This is a genomic window from Enterobacter sp. KB-280D8 (assembly GCF_041399405.1).
Lineage (GTDB): Bacteria > Pseudomonadota > Gammaproteobacteria > Enterobacterales > Enterobacteriaceae > Enterobacter > Enterobacter cloacae_N.
Genome location: NZ_JBGKEC010000008.1, coordinates 1 through 13,604 on the forward strand (window position 1 = coordinate 1; position 13,604 = coordinate 13,604).

Below are 13,604 nucleotides of genomic sequence, written 5' to 3' on the forward strand. Positions count from 1 at the left end.
CTGAGCCGCCCTGGCACGTTCACCGGCCAAGTCCTTACAGAGTAGCAAGGAACATAAAGTGAACGGAATGACCACCGGAGCCGTATGTTCCCCCTCACCCTAACCCTCTCCCCAAAGGGGCGAGGGGATTGTTCACTGCTCGCATTAATTTGTGCGGATCACTCAGCCCACAGGGAGAGGGAGATGGAAGCGTCAGGCAATCGTGACTTTGCTATCCAGATAGACGTCCTGAACCGCATTGATCAGCTTCACGCCGTCGGCCATCGATTTCTTAAAGGCCTTACGGCCAAGGATCAGCCCCATGCCGCCCGCGCGTTTGTTGATCACCGCCGTACGCACCGCGTCTGACAGGTCGGTATCACCGCCCGCCGCACCGCCGGAGTTGATCAGCCCCGCACGGCCCATGTAGCAGTTCGCCAGCTGGTAGCGGACCAGGTCGATCGGGTTATCGCTGGTCAGCTTGCTGTAAACGCGATCGTCGGTGTAGCCAAAGTTCACAGCCTTATAGCCGCCGTTGTTCTCAGCCATTTTCTGCTTCACGATATCTGCGCCGATGGTCGCCGCCAGGTGGTTCGCCTGCCCGGTCAGGTCGGCCGACACATGGTAATCCACCCCGTCTTTTTTAAACGCCGAGTTACGCAGGTAGGCCCACAGCACGGTGACCATGCCCAGCTCGTGCGCGCGCTCAAACGCTGCGGAGATCTCTTCAATCTGGCGGCGGGACTGTTCAGAGCCGAAGTAAATCGTCGCCCCAACGGCCACCGCCCCCATGTTGAACGCCTGCTCGACGCTGGCGTAGAGGGTCTGATCATATTCGGTGGGGTAGCTGAGGGTTTCGTTATGGTTCAACTTCACGAGGAACGGAATGCGGTGGGCATAGCGACGCGACACCGAAGCCAGAACGCCGTAGGTGGACGCCACGCAGTTACAGCCCGCTTCAATCGCCAGCTCAACAATGTTCTTTGGATCGAAGTAGAGCGGGTTCGCCGCAAAGGAGGCCCCCGCCGAATGCTCGACGCCCTGGTCCACCGGCAGAATAGAGAGATACCCGGTGCCGCCGAGCCGCCCGGTGTTATAGAGCGTCTGCATGTTTCTCAGAACCGCAGGCGGACGGTTGTTATCAACCATCACGCGATCAACGTAGTCGTGACCAGGCAGGTAAAGCTGGTCGGCTGGAATGGTCATACAACGATGCTGTAAAAGGCTGTCGGCGTCTTTGCCAAGCAACTGCGCAATATCAGTCATGTGATACTCCCGTAAGTCCGACGTCGTGTCGGTGTGTGTTTATCCAGTCCCATTTTTTATGGGCAGACTAAGCCTGGTACCGACTTAACAGATTTTCCACCATTTGCATTTTTTTTCAGCACAATCTGCTGGCTCGATTCGTGTACAACAAAACTGTTACATTGATCAAACAATCGCCACAAAGGTATTTAAAAGGTATTATTGAGTGGTATGTTAAAGGCGTACCCTCTCTGACATGCAGGATTAAAAAATGAAAACGAAAGTCCAACTGTCATTCATGATGTTTGTTGAATGGTTTATCTGGGGCGCGTGGTTTGTGCCATTGTGGCTGTGGCTGAGCAAAAGCGGGTTTACCGCCGGGGAAATCGGCTGGTCTTACGCCTGTACCGCGATTGCCGCGATCCTCTCCCCGATCCTGGTCGGCTCGCTGACGGACCGCTTCTTCGCCGCGCAGAAGGTGCTGTCAGTGCTGATGTTTGCCGGCGCGATCCTGATGTACTTCGCCGCGCAGCAAACCCAGTTCAGCACCTTCTTCCCGCTGCTGCTGGTTTACTCCCTGACCTATATGCCGACCATCGCGCTGACCAACAGTATCGCCTTCGCGAACGTGGATGACGTTGAGGCCGACTTCCCGCGCATCCGCGTGATGGGCACCATCGGCTGGATCGCCTCGGGGCTGGCGTGCGGGTTTCTGCCGCAGATGCTGGGCTACAACGATATTTCCGACACCAATATCCCGCTGCTGATGACGGCGGCCAGCTCCGCCCTGCTCGGCGTCTTTGCCCTGTTCCTGCCGAACACACCGCCGAAAAGTACCGGCAAGCTGGATTTCAAAGTCATGCTGGGGCTGGATGCGCTGATCCTGCTGCGCGACAAAAACTTCCTGGTGTTCTTCTTCTGCTCGTTCCTGTTCGCCATGCCGCTGGCTTTCTACTACATCTTCGCCAACGGCTATCTCACCGAAGTGGGCATGAAAAACGCCACCGGCTGGATGACGCTCGGCCAGTTCTCCGAAATCTTCTTTATGCTCGCCCTGCCGTTTTTCACCAAACGCTTTGGTATTAAGAAGGTCTTACTGCTGGGCCTGATTACCGCCGCCATCCGCTACGGGTTCTTCGTCTACGGCGGTGCGGAGCAGTACTTCACCTACGCCCTGCTGTTCCTCGGTATTCTGCTGCACGGCGTGAGCTACGACTTCTATTACGTCACCGCGTATATCTACGTGGACAAAAAGGCGCCGGCGCATATGCGAACCGCCGCGCAGGGCCTGATTACGCTGTGCTGCCAGGGCTTTGGTAGCCTGCTGGGATACCGCCTGGGCGGCGTAATGATGGAAAAAATGTTCGCCTACAAAGAGCCGGTGAATGGGCTGACCTTCAACTGGGCCGGAATGTGGACATTTGGTGCAATCATGATTGCCGTGATTGCCGTGCTGTTTATGCTGTTTTTCCGCGAATCGGATAAAGAGATCACCGCAATTGAGGTGGTTGATGGCGATACCGCGCTGACACAAGGGGAAGTTAAATGAAACAAGACCGTATTCTCGGGGCCCTTTACGGGCAGGCATTAGGGGATGCGATGGGCATGCCGTCGGAGCTGTGGCCGAGAAAGCGCGTCAAAGCGCACTTCGGCTGGATCGACCGCTTTTTACCCGGCCCGGCAGAGAATAACGCGGCCTGCTATTTCAGGCAGGCAGAGTTCACCGACGATACCTCGATGGCGCTGTGCCTGGCGGATGCGATCATCGAGTGCGACGGCGAGATTAACGCGGAGGTTATCGGCAAGCATATCCTGAACTGGGCGCTCGACTTCGACGCGTTTAATAAGAACGTGCTTGGCCCGACCTCGAAAATCGCGCTTAACGCGATCCGGGACGGTAAGCCGGTCAGCGAGCTGGATAACAACGGCGTGACTAACGGGGCGGCGATGCGCGCCTCCCCGCTGGGCTGCCTTCTCCCGGCGACGCGGCTGGAACACTTTGTGGGGCAGGTGGCGCTGGCCTCCAGCCCAACGCATAAATCGGATCTTGCCATCGCCGGTGCGGTGGTGATTGCCTGGGCGGTTTCCCGCGCCATCGACGGAGAGCGCTGGCAGAACATCGTCGATGCGCTGCCGGGGATCGCCCGCTATGCGCAGGAGGTGAAAACCACCACCTTCAGCGCGTCGCTGGCGGCGCGCATTGAGCTGGCGCTTAAGACCGTACGGGAAGCCAACGGGATCGACTCCGCCAGCGAGCAGATTTATCAGCTCACTGGCGCAGGAACCAGCACCATCGAGTCCGTTCCGGCGGCCATTGCGATGGTGGAACTGGCGGGAACCGACCCGAACCGCTGCGCGATTTTATGCGCCAATCTGGGCGGAGATACCGACACCATCGGCGCGATGGCGACAGCCATCTGCGGCGCGCTCCACGGCGTTCAGGCGATTGACCCGGCGCTGAAGGCCGAGCTCGACGCCGTTAACCAGCTCGATTTTGGCCACTACAGCGAGAAGCTGCTGCACTTCAGGGAGCAAAGGGAGGGCGTATGAATTCATTTGCCCAACGTCTCGACACCCTGCACGCCACCCGCCCGGTGACGGTGCTGGGCGCGGCGGTAATTGACGTCATCGCCGACGCCTACGCCCTGCCCTGGCGCGGGTGTGATATCGAGCTTAAACAGCAGGGGGTAAATATTGGCGGCTGCGCGCTGAATATCGCCATCGCCCTGAAACGGCTCGGCATTGTGGCGCAAAACGCCCTTCCCGTAGGCCACGGCGTGTGGGCGGATATTATCCGCAACGCGATGGCGAAGCAGGATCTGCGCAGCGCCGTGGAGGCTGAAACCGGCGACAACGGCTGGTGTCTGGCGCTGGTGGAGCCTGACGGCGAGCGCACCTTTATGTCCTTTAGCGGCGTCGAGAACCAGTGGCAGCAGCGCTGGCTTGACGAGCTATACGTTCCGCAAAACAGTCTGGTTTATCTCTCCGGCTACCAGTTGGCCTCGCCGTGCGGCGAGCTGCTGACGGGCTGGCTGGAAGGGCTGCAGGACGTGACGGCGCTTATCGATTTCGGCCCGCGCATCGCGGATATTCCCGACGCGCTGATGACGCGGATTATGGCCTGTAAACCGATCGTGTCGCTTAATCGTCAGGAAGCGGAGCTCGCTGCTGAAAGGCTGGGTGTAGAGGCTGAACACCTGGGTGAGGTGTGGCAGCAGCGCTTCGGCGCCGCGCTGATTGTGCGCCACGATAAAGACGGTGCTACGTGGTATGACGGTGCCGTCTCGGGCGTTGTTCCGGCGTTTCCCGCCACGGTGGTGGACACCATTGGTGCAGGCGACAGCCACGCGGGCGGCACGCTTGCCGGGCTGGCGGCGGGATGGTCACTGGCAGACGCCGTTCTGCTGGGGAATGCCGTGGCGTCCTGGGTGGTCAGCCACCGCGGCGGGGATTGCGCGCCCACGCGTGAGGAATTACTCCTCGCACACAAAGACGTATAGATCGCTGCGACAGTAGCTGATGCTGTACTCAATCGGCCGGTGCTGCTGGTCAAGCGCAACCTGCTTGATCACCAGCACCGGTATTTTTTCGTCCATCTGAATGTGCGCCTGAAACTCGCTGTCCGGCATGCGGGCGCTGACCCGAGAACGGGTGCGCTGCGGGAAGATATTCTGACTGCGGAAGTAGTCGTACAGCGAAATCCCTATCGCATCCGGATCGGGAATGAGCCCGACCGGTACCCAGGACTCTTCAATCGACACCGCATCGTCATCCACATAGCGAATGCGCTTCAGCAAAAAGACGTCGCTGTTCGGCTCCAGCGACAGGTGGCCCGCCACCTCTTCCGGGCATTTCACCACGCGTTTATTGACCCACAGCGTGTTTGGCGTTTTGCCGCGCAGCACCACCTGCTGAGAGAAACCGCGCGCTTCCTTGAGCGAGTATTCGAAGATGTTGTTAATTTGCGTGCCGTAACCCCGGGCACGCGTCACAACCCCCTCGGCTTCCAGCGCCTGCATCGCTTTGCGCACGGTGATCCGCGACACGCCGGTTAACTGGCTCAGATCGCGCTCGCCGGGCAAAATGTTCCCGTGCTCCAGCACCCCGCTGCGCACCGCGTTTTTTACCGTTTCGGCAAATTTCAGGTAAAGCGGCGTGTTGTCAGGCGCGGCGATCCGTTCAGTCAGTTGAGCGATTAACCGGGTATGCGCTTGTTCCATCTCTGTTTTCTCAGGCGTGGTGTTTCCTGCCAGTATACTGGGTTACCACCACGCATGAAAATGATGAACCGGCCCAATACCGTGACCGACTTCCAGAGTATCGGCTTTTGCCAGCGCCGCCGAAAGCCAGGTTTTCGCTTCGCGTACCGTATCGGCCCAGCCGTCATGCCGCGGGCGCAGCGCCGCCAGCGCGGCTGAGAGGGTGCACCCCGTGCCGTGGGTGTTTTTGGTCTGCACGCGCGGGGCGGTAAACCGCAATTCGCCGTCACGGGTAAAAAGCCAGTCCGGGCTTTCAGCATCATCCAGATGCCCGCCCTTCATCAGCACCGCCCCGCAGCCCATCGCCAGCAGCGCATTGCCCTGCTCTTTCATTTCCCGTTCAGTTTGCGCGTGCGGCGCGCCCAGCAGCGCGGCGGCTTCCGGAAGATTGGGCGTGATGAGCGCTACCTGCGGCAGCAGCTTATTGCGCAGCGTCTCGACGGCGGAGGCGGAGAGCAGCGGATCGCCGCTTTTTGCCAGCATGACGGTATCCAGCACCACATTTTGCACCTGATAGCGCTTAAGCCGTTCGGCCACCGCTTCCACAATGTCCGTTTCGGCCAGCATGCCGATCTTGGTGGTATCAATACGCACATCGCTGAACACCGAATCCAGCTGTGCGGCAACAAAATCCGGCTCGATGCGGTAGACCGACTGTACACCGCGCGTGTTTTGTGCCACCAGCGCGGTAATCACTGAGCAGCCGTACGCGCCAAGGGCCGAGAAGGTTTTCAGATCGGCCTGGATGCCCGCGCCGCCGCTGGGATCGGTGCCGGCTATGGTCAGGGCGTTAATCCGCTTCATGCCTGCTCCTCCAGCGTGTAGAGTTCATCCAGGAACGCGGCGGCAAAACTGCCTGGCCCGCGCGAGCGCGTAACGGCTGCCGTTCCGGCTCGCTTAATCCATCCACAAGCGGCGGCAACGTTATCCAGCCTGTCCCCCGGCAGCGAACAGCTGGCCGCTACGACGGCAGAAAGCGCGCATCCGGTTCCCACCACGCGGGTCATCAGCGGATCGCCTCCCGTAACCGTGCGGGTGCATTGCCCATCAGTGATGTAATCCACTTCACCGGTGACCACTATGATGGCATTGGTTTGCCGGGCCAGCGCCTGAGCAGCAGGTAGCGCGCTGGCCGCGGTGTCGGTTGTATCGACGCCGCGCCCGCCCGCGCTCATTCCCGCCAGAGCCAGGATTTCTGAAGCGTTGCCGCGAATGGCGGCCGGTTGCAGGGCAAGGATTTGATGGCAAAAACGGGTGCGGAACGTCAGGGCGCCCACGGCAACCGGATCCAGCGTCCAGGGCTTGCCTGCCGCTACGGCGCTTTCTATTGCCCGACGCATCGCCTGCGCGCGCGGCGCAGTCAGCGTCCCGACGTTAACCAGCAGCGCGTCAGCGACGGCGGCGAACTGTTCAGCCTCTTCGGCCTCAACCACCATTGCAGGGGATGCACCAAGTGCCAGCAAAACGTTGGCCGTAAAGGTCTGTACGACATCGTTGGTCATACAATGGGTAAGCGGACAACGGGTGCGGAAGTGGTGTAAAACGTGTAAATCGAGCAGGTCAGGCTGCATGGGTTCGCTCCTGCCTTGCGTGAAGAAGCGATGACCGGGAAGGCATCTGACTTCCCTACGCTGGCATTATCCAGATCAGGTAATACGGGTATTTCTCAGCCTTCACAAAGAAGGGCACCCCGAGTCAAAATACTTATAAAACAATATATTAGAAGATACATATTGCCGTCATTCAGTGTAACCGCGGCGGCGTGCCAGGCGCAAGGGGTTTCGATTGTCATTGAATTTATCGCAGCATCTCCTTCAGACGGCTTTTTGCATTCCCTTGCCTATATTTATTACAGCTTAGTTAATTATACCTCAATACTTGTTAACTATTTATTAAAAAGCAGTATTACGCCCGCTTAACGAGTCAATTATTTTTAATTTTATTTTTGCTTCACGTCGTCTTTTATAAGAGATAAAAACTTCTTTCGTACGAAACAAAAAGAGAGCATTACTTTATTCTCCGCCATGAATTATTCGGATTACCATCAATAGCTTATCGTCAATGAGTTATTCATCATACAATTCGTAAGTTAATGTATACATTGAATAAATCAGCATTACCACGCATCCTGTCGCCGTATTTTTCCCTCTCATTTATGATTTAGATCAAAATCATCAGTTTGGGTTTAATTGATAGTTTATTCACGTTACTAAAAAAGATTTGAGCGAAAAAAAATCCGTATTACCGTACCGGTATAAGGATTCATCTTCGCTCAAAAATCCAGGCTATTCGGCATAATTCGATTTATCAATACGTTAATGATGTGAGTCCTTAAAATGAAATATCTTAATAAATCTTTTATTTCTGTTGTTGTAGGTATTGTAGTTGGGGGTGTAATTAATACAGCTGGAGCTGCTAATATGGTTTGGGATGATGCATACATCTCTTATATTGTAAATGATCATCAAGACCAAATTGCACAAAATAAGGTTGACAGTATTACTCGCGATCTCTCAATTGAAAATCACTTAACGCAAGTTGATAGCGATCTTCAATCAACGAAATTAGGTGTTTTGGTTCTGGAGCAAGCCACGAATGATGCTAACCAAAAGGCATTACTTGCCGGAGCGCTTGCTGATACTGCGAATCAAACAGCCGCAATAGCTTTACAGGAAAGTGCTAAAAATGGCTCGGATATCATTGATCTGCAACAACAAACACAACAACAAGGCTCAGTATTAACCGATCACGATCGGCGCATCACGTCTTTGGAAAATGCACCAAAACCAACTAACGGCGTTGATGGAAAAGACGGCGCTAAGGGTGATAAAGGCGATACCGGCGCGACAGGCGCACAAGGCGTTGCCGGGATTAACGGACGTGACGGAGCGAATGGTAAAGACGGTCAGGACGGCGCTAAGGGTGATAAAGGCGATACCGGCGCGACAGGTGCACAGGGCGTTGCCGGAATTAACGGACGTGACGGAGCGAATGGTAAAGACGGTCAGGACGGCAAAGATGGAAAAAATGGCGTGATGACCACCGTGACACGCACGCAGGTAGACACGGCAACACAGGCTAAAGTCGCTACTAATAGCCAGGCGGTTACGGCCGAGGCTCAGGAGCTGCTGGCGACCAAACAGACATTACAGGCACTGAATAATAACACTAACCAGCAATTTAAATCGCTGCGTGAGGAAGTCGATAATAATAAGAAGGAAGCAAACGCAGGTATCAGCGGCGCGATGGCGATGGCCGGTTTACCACAGGTGCAAACGAATCAGCGCGTGATGTTCTCGGCTGGCGGTGCGACGTACAACGGTGAAAGCGCTTTAGCGGTTGGGGCGTCTGTTAACTTTAACGAACATATGATTGGTAAAGTGAGCTTCTCTGATGATACCGCAAATAACATGGGTGCTTCAGTCGGCGTAGGGATCGGTTTTTAATAAATAAGCAGCATGACAAAATACATTGCTATCTCTGTAATATTGTACCTGATGCTTATTATCGTTGGCGCATGGTTAGGTATTATGTATCAGGCTTATTATATTTGCGGTTATTAAACATCCTTCTATCGTATTAAGGTATTTTTGAAATGAAAAAGTCACTCCTGGCGGTATTAATAGCTGGTGCTGCCATCCTGCTTTCTGCGTGTACCTCATCTGCTCAGCGCATGGCCGATTGCGAGCGCCAGGGGATCAGCAAAGATACCTGCTACCTGGCTGAGCAAAACCGCCAGAATGCCTACAATGAATCCGCACAAAATGCAGCATGGGCGAACGCGCGTGATGCCGCTGCGGGTACGGGTCTCTGGGCTAAGAAAGACGCGAAACAACATGCTCAGGCAGCTAAAGCGACTCACGCCTTTAAATGGGAAGGGATGAAGATCACCATTAAAGGAGAGATATTGGATGTTGACGGCGTATTGGGCGCGCTGGATGAAAACGAGCCTCAGGCAAAGGTCTATTCGCAAGGGTTATACACCTTTATTTACTATCCTGCTAAGGGCAAATTAGCGGTGAGTAAAGAGGGACAGTTCCAGGGCTACGCCAGAAAGATTAAATAAAACTAAAGGCGACATCAGTCGCCTTTATTATTTGCTGACATTACTGGATTTTTCTGACGTAACCCATTTACTCTAGTTGCCACGCCCCGGCCTCAATGAGCGATGCCGTCCCCGTCCAGGCAAACAACGCCAACTCGCGCGCCCCTTCGCAAGGGTAAATGCGGCTGCTCAGGCACGCCTCCCCCTCGTTAACAAACACCTCTACCGACGAGCAGTCAAAGAACAGGCGCAGGTTGAGCGCTTCGTTCAGGTTAAGCGCGACGCTTCGGGTACCGCACAAGCCATACTCCGGATAATGGCGTTCAAGCACCAGACGCTGCACCTGCGCATCGACGTAGACGCGTAATCCGTCGCCAAGGCGAAGGCCGTACTGCTCCGCGCTGCTGTTGGCGCAATCCCACTGCAGAATGACCTCCATCGCGTCGCACCTTTCCACCTGAGCGATCTGCTGATTATTAAGCGAACTTACCGGCCAGGGGAACCATGCCCCGCGCAGGCTTTCCACTTCTCTGGCCGGCCGCATTTGCAGACGATTATCTGCACTGAGCGTCATTTCACGCGGTAAAGAGAGCATGCCCGCCCAACCATCCTGCTGTTCCGGCAGGGGCGATTCCCACATGTCCAGCCAGGCGATAACAATACGACGACCGTCGGGCGTCAGGAAACTTTGTGGTGCATAGAAATCATGCCCGTGGTCCATCTCCTCAAATTCTCCTTCACGCACGAAAGGTTGACCGGGCTGCCACTCGCCAAGCAGGTAGCCGCTCTGGAAGAGATTACGATTTTTGAATCCGTCTGCCGCCAGCCCCTGAGGTGAAAACATCAGCACCCGTTTACCATTGAGGGTGAAAAAGTCCGGGCATTCCCACATATACCCCATCTCTTTTTCGGCTACCGCAATCACTCCCATATCCAGCCACTCGCGCAGGTCGGCAGAACGGTATACGCGCACCTGGCCCGTATCACCCTCCCGTGCGCCAACCACCATGTACCAGTACTCCCCTTCGCGCCACACTTTCGGATCGCGGAAGTGATGCAGGCCAGGCGGCGTATCAACGATCGTTCCCTGCCGGGAAAAATGGACGCCATCACGGCTGGTGGCCAGGCACTGCACCTGGTAGAGATTAGCCTCATCATCAGGATCGCCGTGGAATTTATGTCCGGTGTAAATCAGCGCCAGCGTATCGCCATCCACCACCGCCGACCCGGAAAAACAGCCGTCTTTGTCTTCTGGCCCTTCCGGTGCCAGTGCCACCGGAAGGTGTTCCCAGTGAACTAAATCCTTGCTGCGCGCATGGCCCCAGTGCATCGGCCCCCACTGGGTTGAGTACGGATGATGCTGGTAAAAGGCGTGATACCAGCCGTCAAACCACACCAGACCATTCGGATCGTTCATCCAGCCGGCACGCGCGGCGAGGTGGTAACGCGGATACCAGCGCAGGTTAAGACTGCCTTGTCTGGCCTGCAATTCCTGTTCAGCTTTGGCGATGGAATACGTCATTTGTTTACTCTTTTAGTCAGATAGTAGAGGGTTGCGGCATGAGCGGGTCAGAGGAGGACTTACCCGAGCGCAACAGAAAAATAGAGATCAGCGTGGTGCTGAAAACCAACAGGCCCATAATGAGATAGGATTGGGCAAAGCCGTATTTCTCATAGCTGTAACCTGCCAGCGGCGACAGGACAGAAGCAATCACCGAGCTTGTGCAGGCAAAGCCCACCAGATAGAGGGTGGAGGAGAGCCGCTTATCAAAATGCAGGCTGTTGTATTTAAATACCGAAACCAGCAATACGGGCAGTTCAACCGCATGCAGCAGCTTGGTAATGGAGATGAGCACCGGCCCCTCAACCAGACCCGATCCCACCATACGCATTGCCATCACCATTCCCGCGAAAATCAGGCCGTTTTTCGCGCCGAGGCGGTTCACCAGCCACGGGGCGCAAAACATGCCCGCCGCCTCAAGGAAAACCTGGAAGGAGTTGAGATAGCCGTACATGGCATTCCCTTCCTGCAACGTCGGGAACTGGGAGGAGAAATAGACCGGGAACTGCTGGTCATAAACGCCATAAATACAGGTGCCGATAACGAAAAATACCAGCGCCCAGAAACGAGGCTGCGTCAGCAGGCGCAATGCATCTTCCAGCGTCACCTTGCCACCGGACACCGCTTCCTGCATGGCGTGCGGTGCAGAAGAGACCCTGAGACGTGCCAGCAAAACAAAAAACACCAGCCCGGCGCAGCTCGCAACAGCGAAATTCAGCTTCGGATTGATGTTAAACAGGAGCCCCGCAAAAAAGGTTGCCACCGCCCAGCCAAGCGATCCCCACATTCTCGCCTTGCCGAACTCAAACTGGCTCTGGCGGGCCACGCGTTCAGTATAGGATTCCAGCACACCTATCCCGCCGTTAAACGTCAGGCCGATGAAAATCCCGCCGAAAATGCTGCCGAGTAACACGTTAATCTGCAGCAGGTAACCAAACAGCAAAAAGGCCGGGCCGGAAAGAATGAGCAGGCAGGTCAGAAACCAGAGCAGATTTTTGCGCAAACCGAGCTTGTCCTGAATAAATCCATAACAAATTTGCGCACACAGCGCGGAGACGGAAAGCACAGCATAGATAACGCCGGTGTCCCCCGCTTTTAAGCCCACTTCCTGATGAAGCCAGATCGAGAGCAACGAGCCGGAAGATGACCATGTGACAAAAAAGAAAAACAGTAATGCGCTTAGTAAAGGGTAGCTGTGAGAGTGATGCGTTTTCATCATGGCATTCTCATGTTGGAGGAATGCCTGGATGGTAACGTTAACATTGGTTCTTTCTCATGCTGTTTAGTTAAGATTTAAGATGTTAATCACGAAAGTTAACGTTAACATTAAGGGAATGAGATCGCGATCAAATATTCATCACTGAGGTAAGCATGACCTGAGCCGGGCATCAGCCTTCCTTTTACATCAGCGACTTAGTTGTATACCCTCTAACACAGAGCATTAACGGAGTAAGAAAATGGCTTCCCTGAAGGATGTCGCAAAGCTGGCTAACGTATCGCTGATGACGGTTTCCCGCGCGCTTAACAGCCCGGAACGCCTTAAACCGGAAACGCTGGCGCGCGTTCAGTTGGCTATCGAGCAGACCAGCTACGTTCCCGATCTGTCCGCCAAGAAAATACGCGGTGCGCATGCATCGCCTAAAACCATCGGCGTGCTGGCGCTTGATACGGTGACGACACCTTTCTCGGTTGAGATAACGCTGTCCATTGAAGAGACGGCCCGAATGCACGGCTGGAACAGCTTCGTGATGAATATGTTTACCGATGACAACCCGGATACCATCGTCGACCTTCTCCTCTCCCACCGGCCTGACGGGATTATCTACACCACGATGGGGTTACGTCAGGTTCCGCTTCCCGCCAAGCTGCTTACCCTTCCCTGCGTGCTGGCCAACTGCGAAAGCGTCGATGAAAAGGTCGCCAGCTATATCCCGGATGATGAGCAGGGGCAGTACTCCGCCGTCAGGAAGTTACTGGCGGAGGGCTACAGACGGCCTCTTTGCCTGCATTTACCCGCGGGCCATCTGGCCACAACCCGACGCCGCCAGGGGCTGGAACGCGCCTGCCGTGAAGCCGGGATCGACCCGGACAGTCTGGAACATGAGTATATGGCGCTCGGGGATGAGCATTATCGTGATATTCCGTCCGCATTGCTGGCGCGCATCCAGAATGGCATCCCCCGGTTTGACTCCGTTATCTGCGGTAACGATCGTATCGCGTTTATGGTGTACCAGACGCTGCTGGCGCAAGGGCTTCGCATCCCTGAAGATGTCGCGGTTCTCGGCTATGACAATATGGTGGGCATTGGCGAGCTATTTTTGCCTCCTCTTTCAACGGTTCAATTGCCCCACTACGAAATTGGTCGCCTGAGCGCTCTGCACATTATTAACGGTGAACAACATCGGGAAACGACGCGCGTTGAAAGTCCTTTTTTAAAGCGTGATTCCATTATGCATGCCGTGTGATCGCCGCTTTTCGCTGACGACGCAGAAATAAGGGGGTAAAAAGGCGGCTA

12 protein-coding genes and 1 riboswitch are annotated in these 13,604 nt (G+C 55.4%); of the genes, 6 read left to right on the plus strand and 6 right to left on the minus strand.

Annotated features, from left to right (window positions below; genetic code table 11):
* Window positions 1-192 precede the first annotated feature (192 nt).
* Window positions 193-1,245 (minus strand): class I fructose-bisphosphate aldolase, encoded by a 1,053-nt coding sequence (fbaB, locus tag AB8818_RS18230; RefSeq protein ID WP_008500869.1) that lies wholly within the window; start codon window positions 1,243-1,245, stop codon window positions 193-195.
* Window positions 1,246-1,495: 250 nt separating this feature from the next.
* Between fbaB and AB8818_RS18235 the strand changes: the two genes are divergently transcribed.
* Genes AB8818_RS18235 through AB8818_RS18245 form a run of 3 tightly spaced genes read left to right on the plus strand, consistent with a single transcriptional unit; the run spans window position 1,496 to window position 4,724 of the window.
* Window positions 1,496-2,773, plus strand: a complete 1,278-nt coding sequence (locus AB8818_RS18235) for a nucleoside permease (protein WP_163330212.1) — start codon at window positions 1,496-1,498, stop codon at window positions 2,771-2,773.
* Complete coding sequence (locus tag AB8818_RS18240) at window positions 2,770-3,774, plus strand: ADP-ribosylglycohydrolase family protein (protein ID WP_116338757.1); 1,005 nt, start codon at window positions 2,770-2,772, stop codon at window positions 3,772-3,774. Before AB8818_RS18235 ends, AB8818_RS18240 begins: the two co-directional genes overlap by 4 nt.
* Complete coding sequence (locus AB8818_RS18245; RefSeq protein ID WP_166711765.1) at window positions 3,771-4,724, plus strand: PfkB family carbohydrate kinase; 954 nt, start codon at window positions 3,771-3,773, stop codon at window positions 4,722-4,724. The genes AB8818_RS18240 and AB8818_RS18245 overlap by 4 nt, the downstream gene beginning before the upstream one ends.
* Here AB8818_RS18245 and AB8818_RS18250 read toward each other — a convergent pair.
* The 3 genes from AB8818_RS18250 to thiM are packed head-to-tail and all read right to left on the minus strand — an operon-like array spanning window position 4,698 to window position 7,054.
* A complete protein-coding gene (locus tag AB8818_RS18250; protein ID WP_163330215.1) occupies window positions 4,698-5,444 on the minus strand; it encodes a GntR family transcriptional regulator in 747 nt (248 codons plus the stop codon). The two genes, AB8818_RS18245 and AB8818_RS18250, sit on opposite strands and share 27 nt — an antisense overlap.
* A gap of 42 nt (window positions 5,445-5,486) precedes the next feature.
* On the minus strand, window positions 5,487-6,287 hold the full coding sequence (gene thiD / locus AB8818_RS18255) for a bifunctional hydroxymethylpyrimidine kinase/phosphomethylpyrimidine kinase (RefSeq protein ID WP_163330216.1): 801 nt from the start codon (window positions 6,285-6,287) through the stop codon (window positions 5,487-5,489).
* On the minus strand, window positions 6,284-7,054 hold the full coding sequence (thiM, locus tag AB8818_RS18260; protein ID WP_166711767.1) for a hydroxyethylthiazole kinase: 771 nt from the start codon (window positions 7,052-7,054) through the stop codon (window positions 6,284-6,286). The genes thiD and thiM overlap by 4 nt, the downstream gene beginning before the upstream one ends.
* Before the next feature lie 35 nt (window positions 7,055-7,089).
* A riboswitch (TPP riboswitch) is annotated at window positions 7,090-7,186 on the minus strand.
* 633 nt (window positions 7,187-7,819) lie between these two features.
* Between thiM and AB8818_RS18265 the strand changes: the two genes are divergently transcribed.
* Complete coding sequence (locus AB8818_RS18265) at window positions 7,820-8,929, plus strand: YadA C-terminal domain-containing protein (protein WP_305038618.1); 1,110 nt, start codon at window positions 7,820-7,822, stop codon at window positions 8,927-8,929.
* A gap of 149 nt (window positions 8,930-9,078) precedes the next feature.
* Window positions 9,079-9,549, plus strand: coding sequence for a hypothetical protein (locus tag AB8818_RS18270; protein WP_192983092.1), 471 nt, complete (start codon window positions 9,079-9,081; stop codon window positions 9,547-9,549).
* A gap of 67 nt (window positions 9,550-9,616) precedes the next feature.
* On the opposite strand, the gene AB8818_RS18275 is transcribed toward AB8818_RS18270, so the two are convergent.
* Window positions 9,617-11,050 (minus strand): glycoside hydrolase family 32 protein, encoded by a 1,434-nt coding sequence (locus tag AB8818_RS18275; protein WP_192983094.1) that lies wholly within the window; start codon window positions 11,048-11,050, stop codon window positions 9,617-9,619.
* Between the two features lie 16 nt (window positions 11,051-11,066).
* Window positions 11,067-12,308: an MFS transporter gene (locus AB8818_RS18280; protein WP_116338746.1), complete on the minus strand. Its 1,242-nt coding sequence runs from the start codon at window positions 12,306-12,308 to the stop codon at window positions 11,067-11,069.
* A 238-nt stretch (window positions 12,309-12,546) separates the two neighbouring features.
* On the opposite strand from AB8818_RS18280, the gene AB8818_RS18285 reads away from it, so the two are divergent.
* The gene (locus AB8818_RS18285; RefSeq protein WP_116338745.1) at window positions 12,547-13,554 is read left to right on the plus strand and encodes a LacI family DNA-binding transcriptional regulator; all 1,008 of its coding nucleotides are present in this window, start codon (window positions 12,547-12,549) and stop codon (window positions 13,552-13,554) included.
* Window positions 13,555-13,604: the final 50 nt, after the last annotated feature.

Bases quoted from the DNA above. Each gene is read 5' to 3' on its own strand.
- fbaB (WP_008500869.1), bottom strand. From the start codon at position 1,245: ATGACTGATATTGCGCAGTTGCTTGGCAAAGACGCCGACAGCCTTTTA.
- AB8818_RS18265 (WP_305038618.1), top strand. From the start codon at position 7,820: ATGAAATATCTTAATAAATCTTTTATTTCTGTTGTTGTAGGTATTGTA.
- AB8818_RS18245 (WP_166711765.1), top strand. From the start codon at position 3,771: ATGAATTCATTTGCCCAACGTCTCGACACCCTGCACGCCACCCGCCCG.
- AB8818_RS18270 (WP_192983092.1), top strand. From the start codon at position 9,079: ATGAAAAAGTCACTCCTGGCGGTATTAATAGCTGGTGCTGCCATCCTG.
- AB8818_RS18235 (WP_163330212.1), top strand. From the start codon at position 1,496: ATGAAAACGAAAGTCCAACTGTCATTCATGATGTTTGTTGAATGGTTT.
- thiM (WP_166711767.1), bottom strand. From the start codon at position 7,054: ATGCAGCCTGACCTGCTCGATTTACACGTTTTACACCACTTCCGCACC.
- AB8818_RS18275 (WP_192983094.1), bottom strand. From the start codon at position 11,050: ATGACGTATTCCATCGCCAAAGCTGAACAGGAATTGCAGGCCAGACAA.
- AB8818_RS18280 (WP_116338746.1), bottom strand. From the start codon at position 12,308: ATGATGAAAACGCATCACTCTCACAGCTACCCTTTACTAAGCGCATTA.
- AB8818_RS18285 (WP_116338745.1), top strand. From the start codon at position 12,547: ATGGCTTCCCTGAAGGATGTCGCAAAGCTGGCTAACGTATCGCTGATG.
- AB8818_RS18250 (WP_163330215.1), bottom strand. From the start codon at position 5,444: ATGGAACAAGCGCATACCCGGTTAATCGCTCAACTGACTGAACGGATC.
- thiD (WP_163330216.1), bottom strand. From the start codon at position 6,287: ATGAAGCGGATTAACGCCCTGACCATAGCCGGCACCGATCCCAGCGGC.
- AB8818_RS18240 (WP_116338757.1), top strand. From the start codon at position 2,770: ATGAAACAAGACCGTATTCTCGGGGCCCTTTACGGGCAGGCATTAGGG.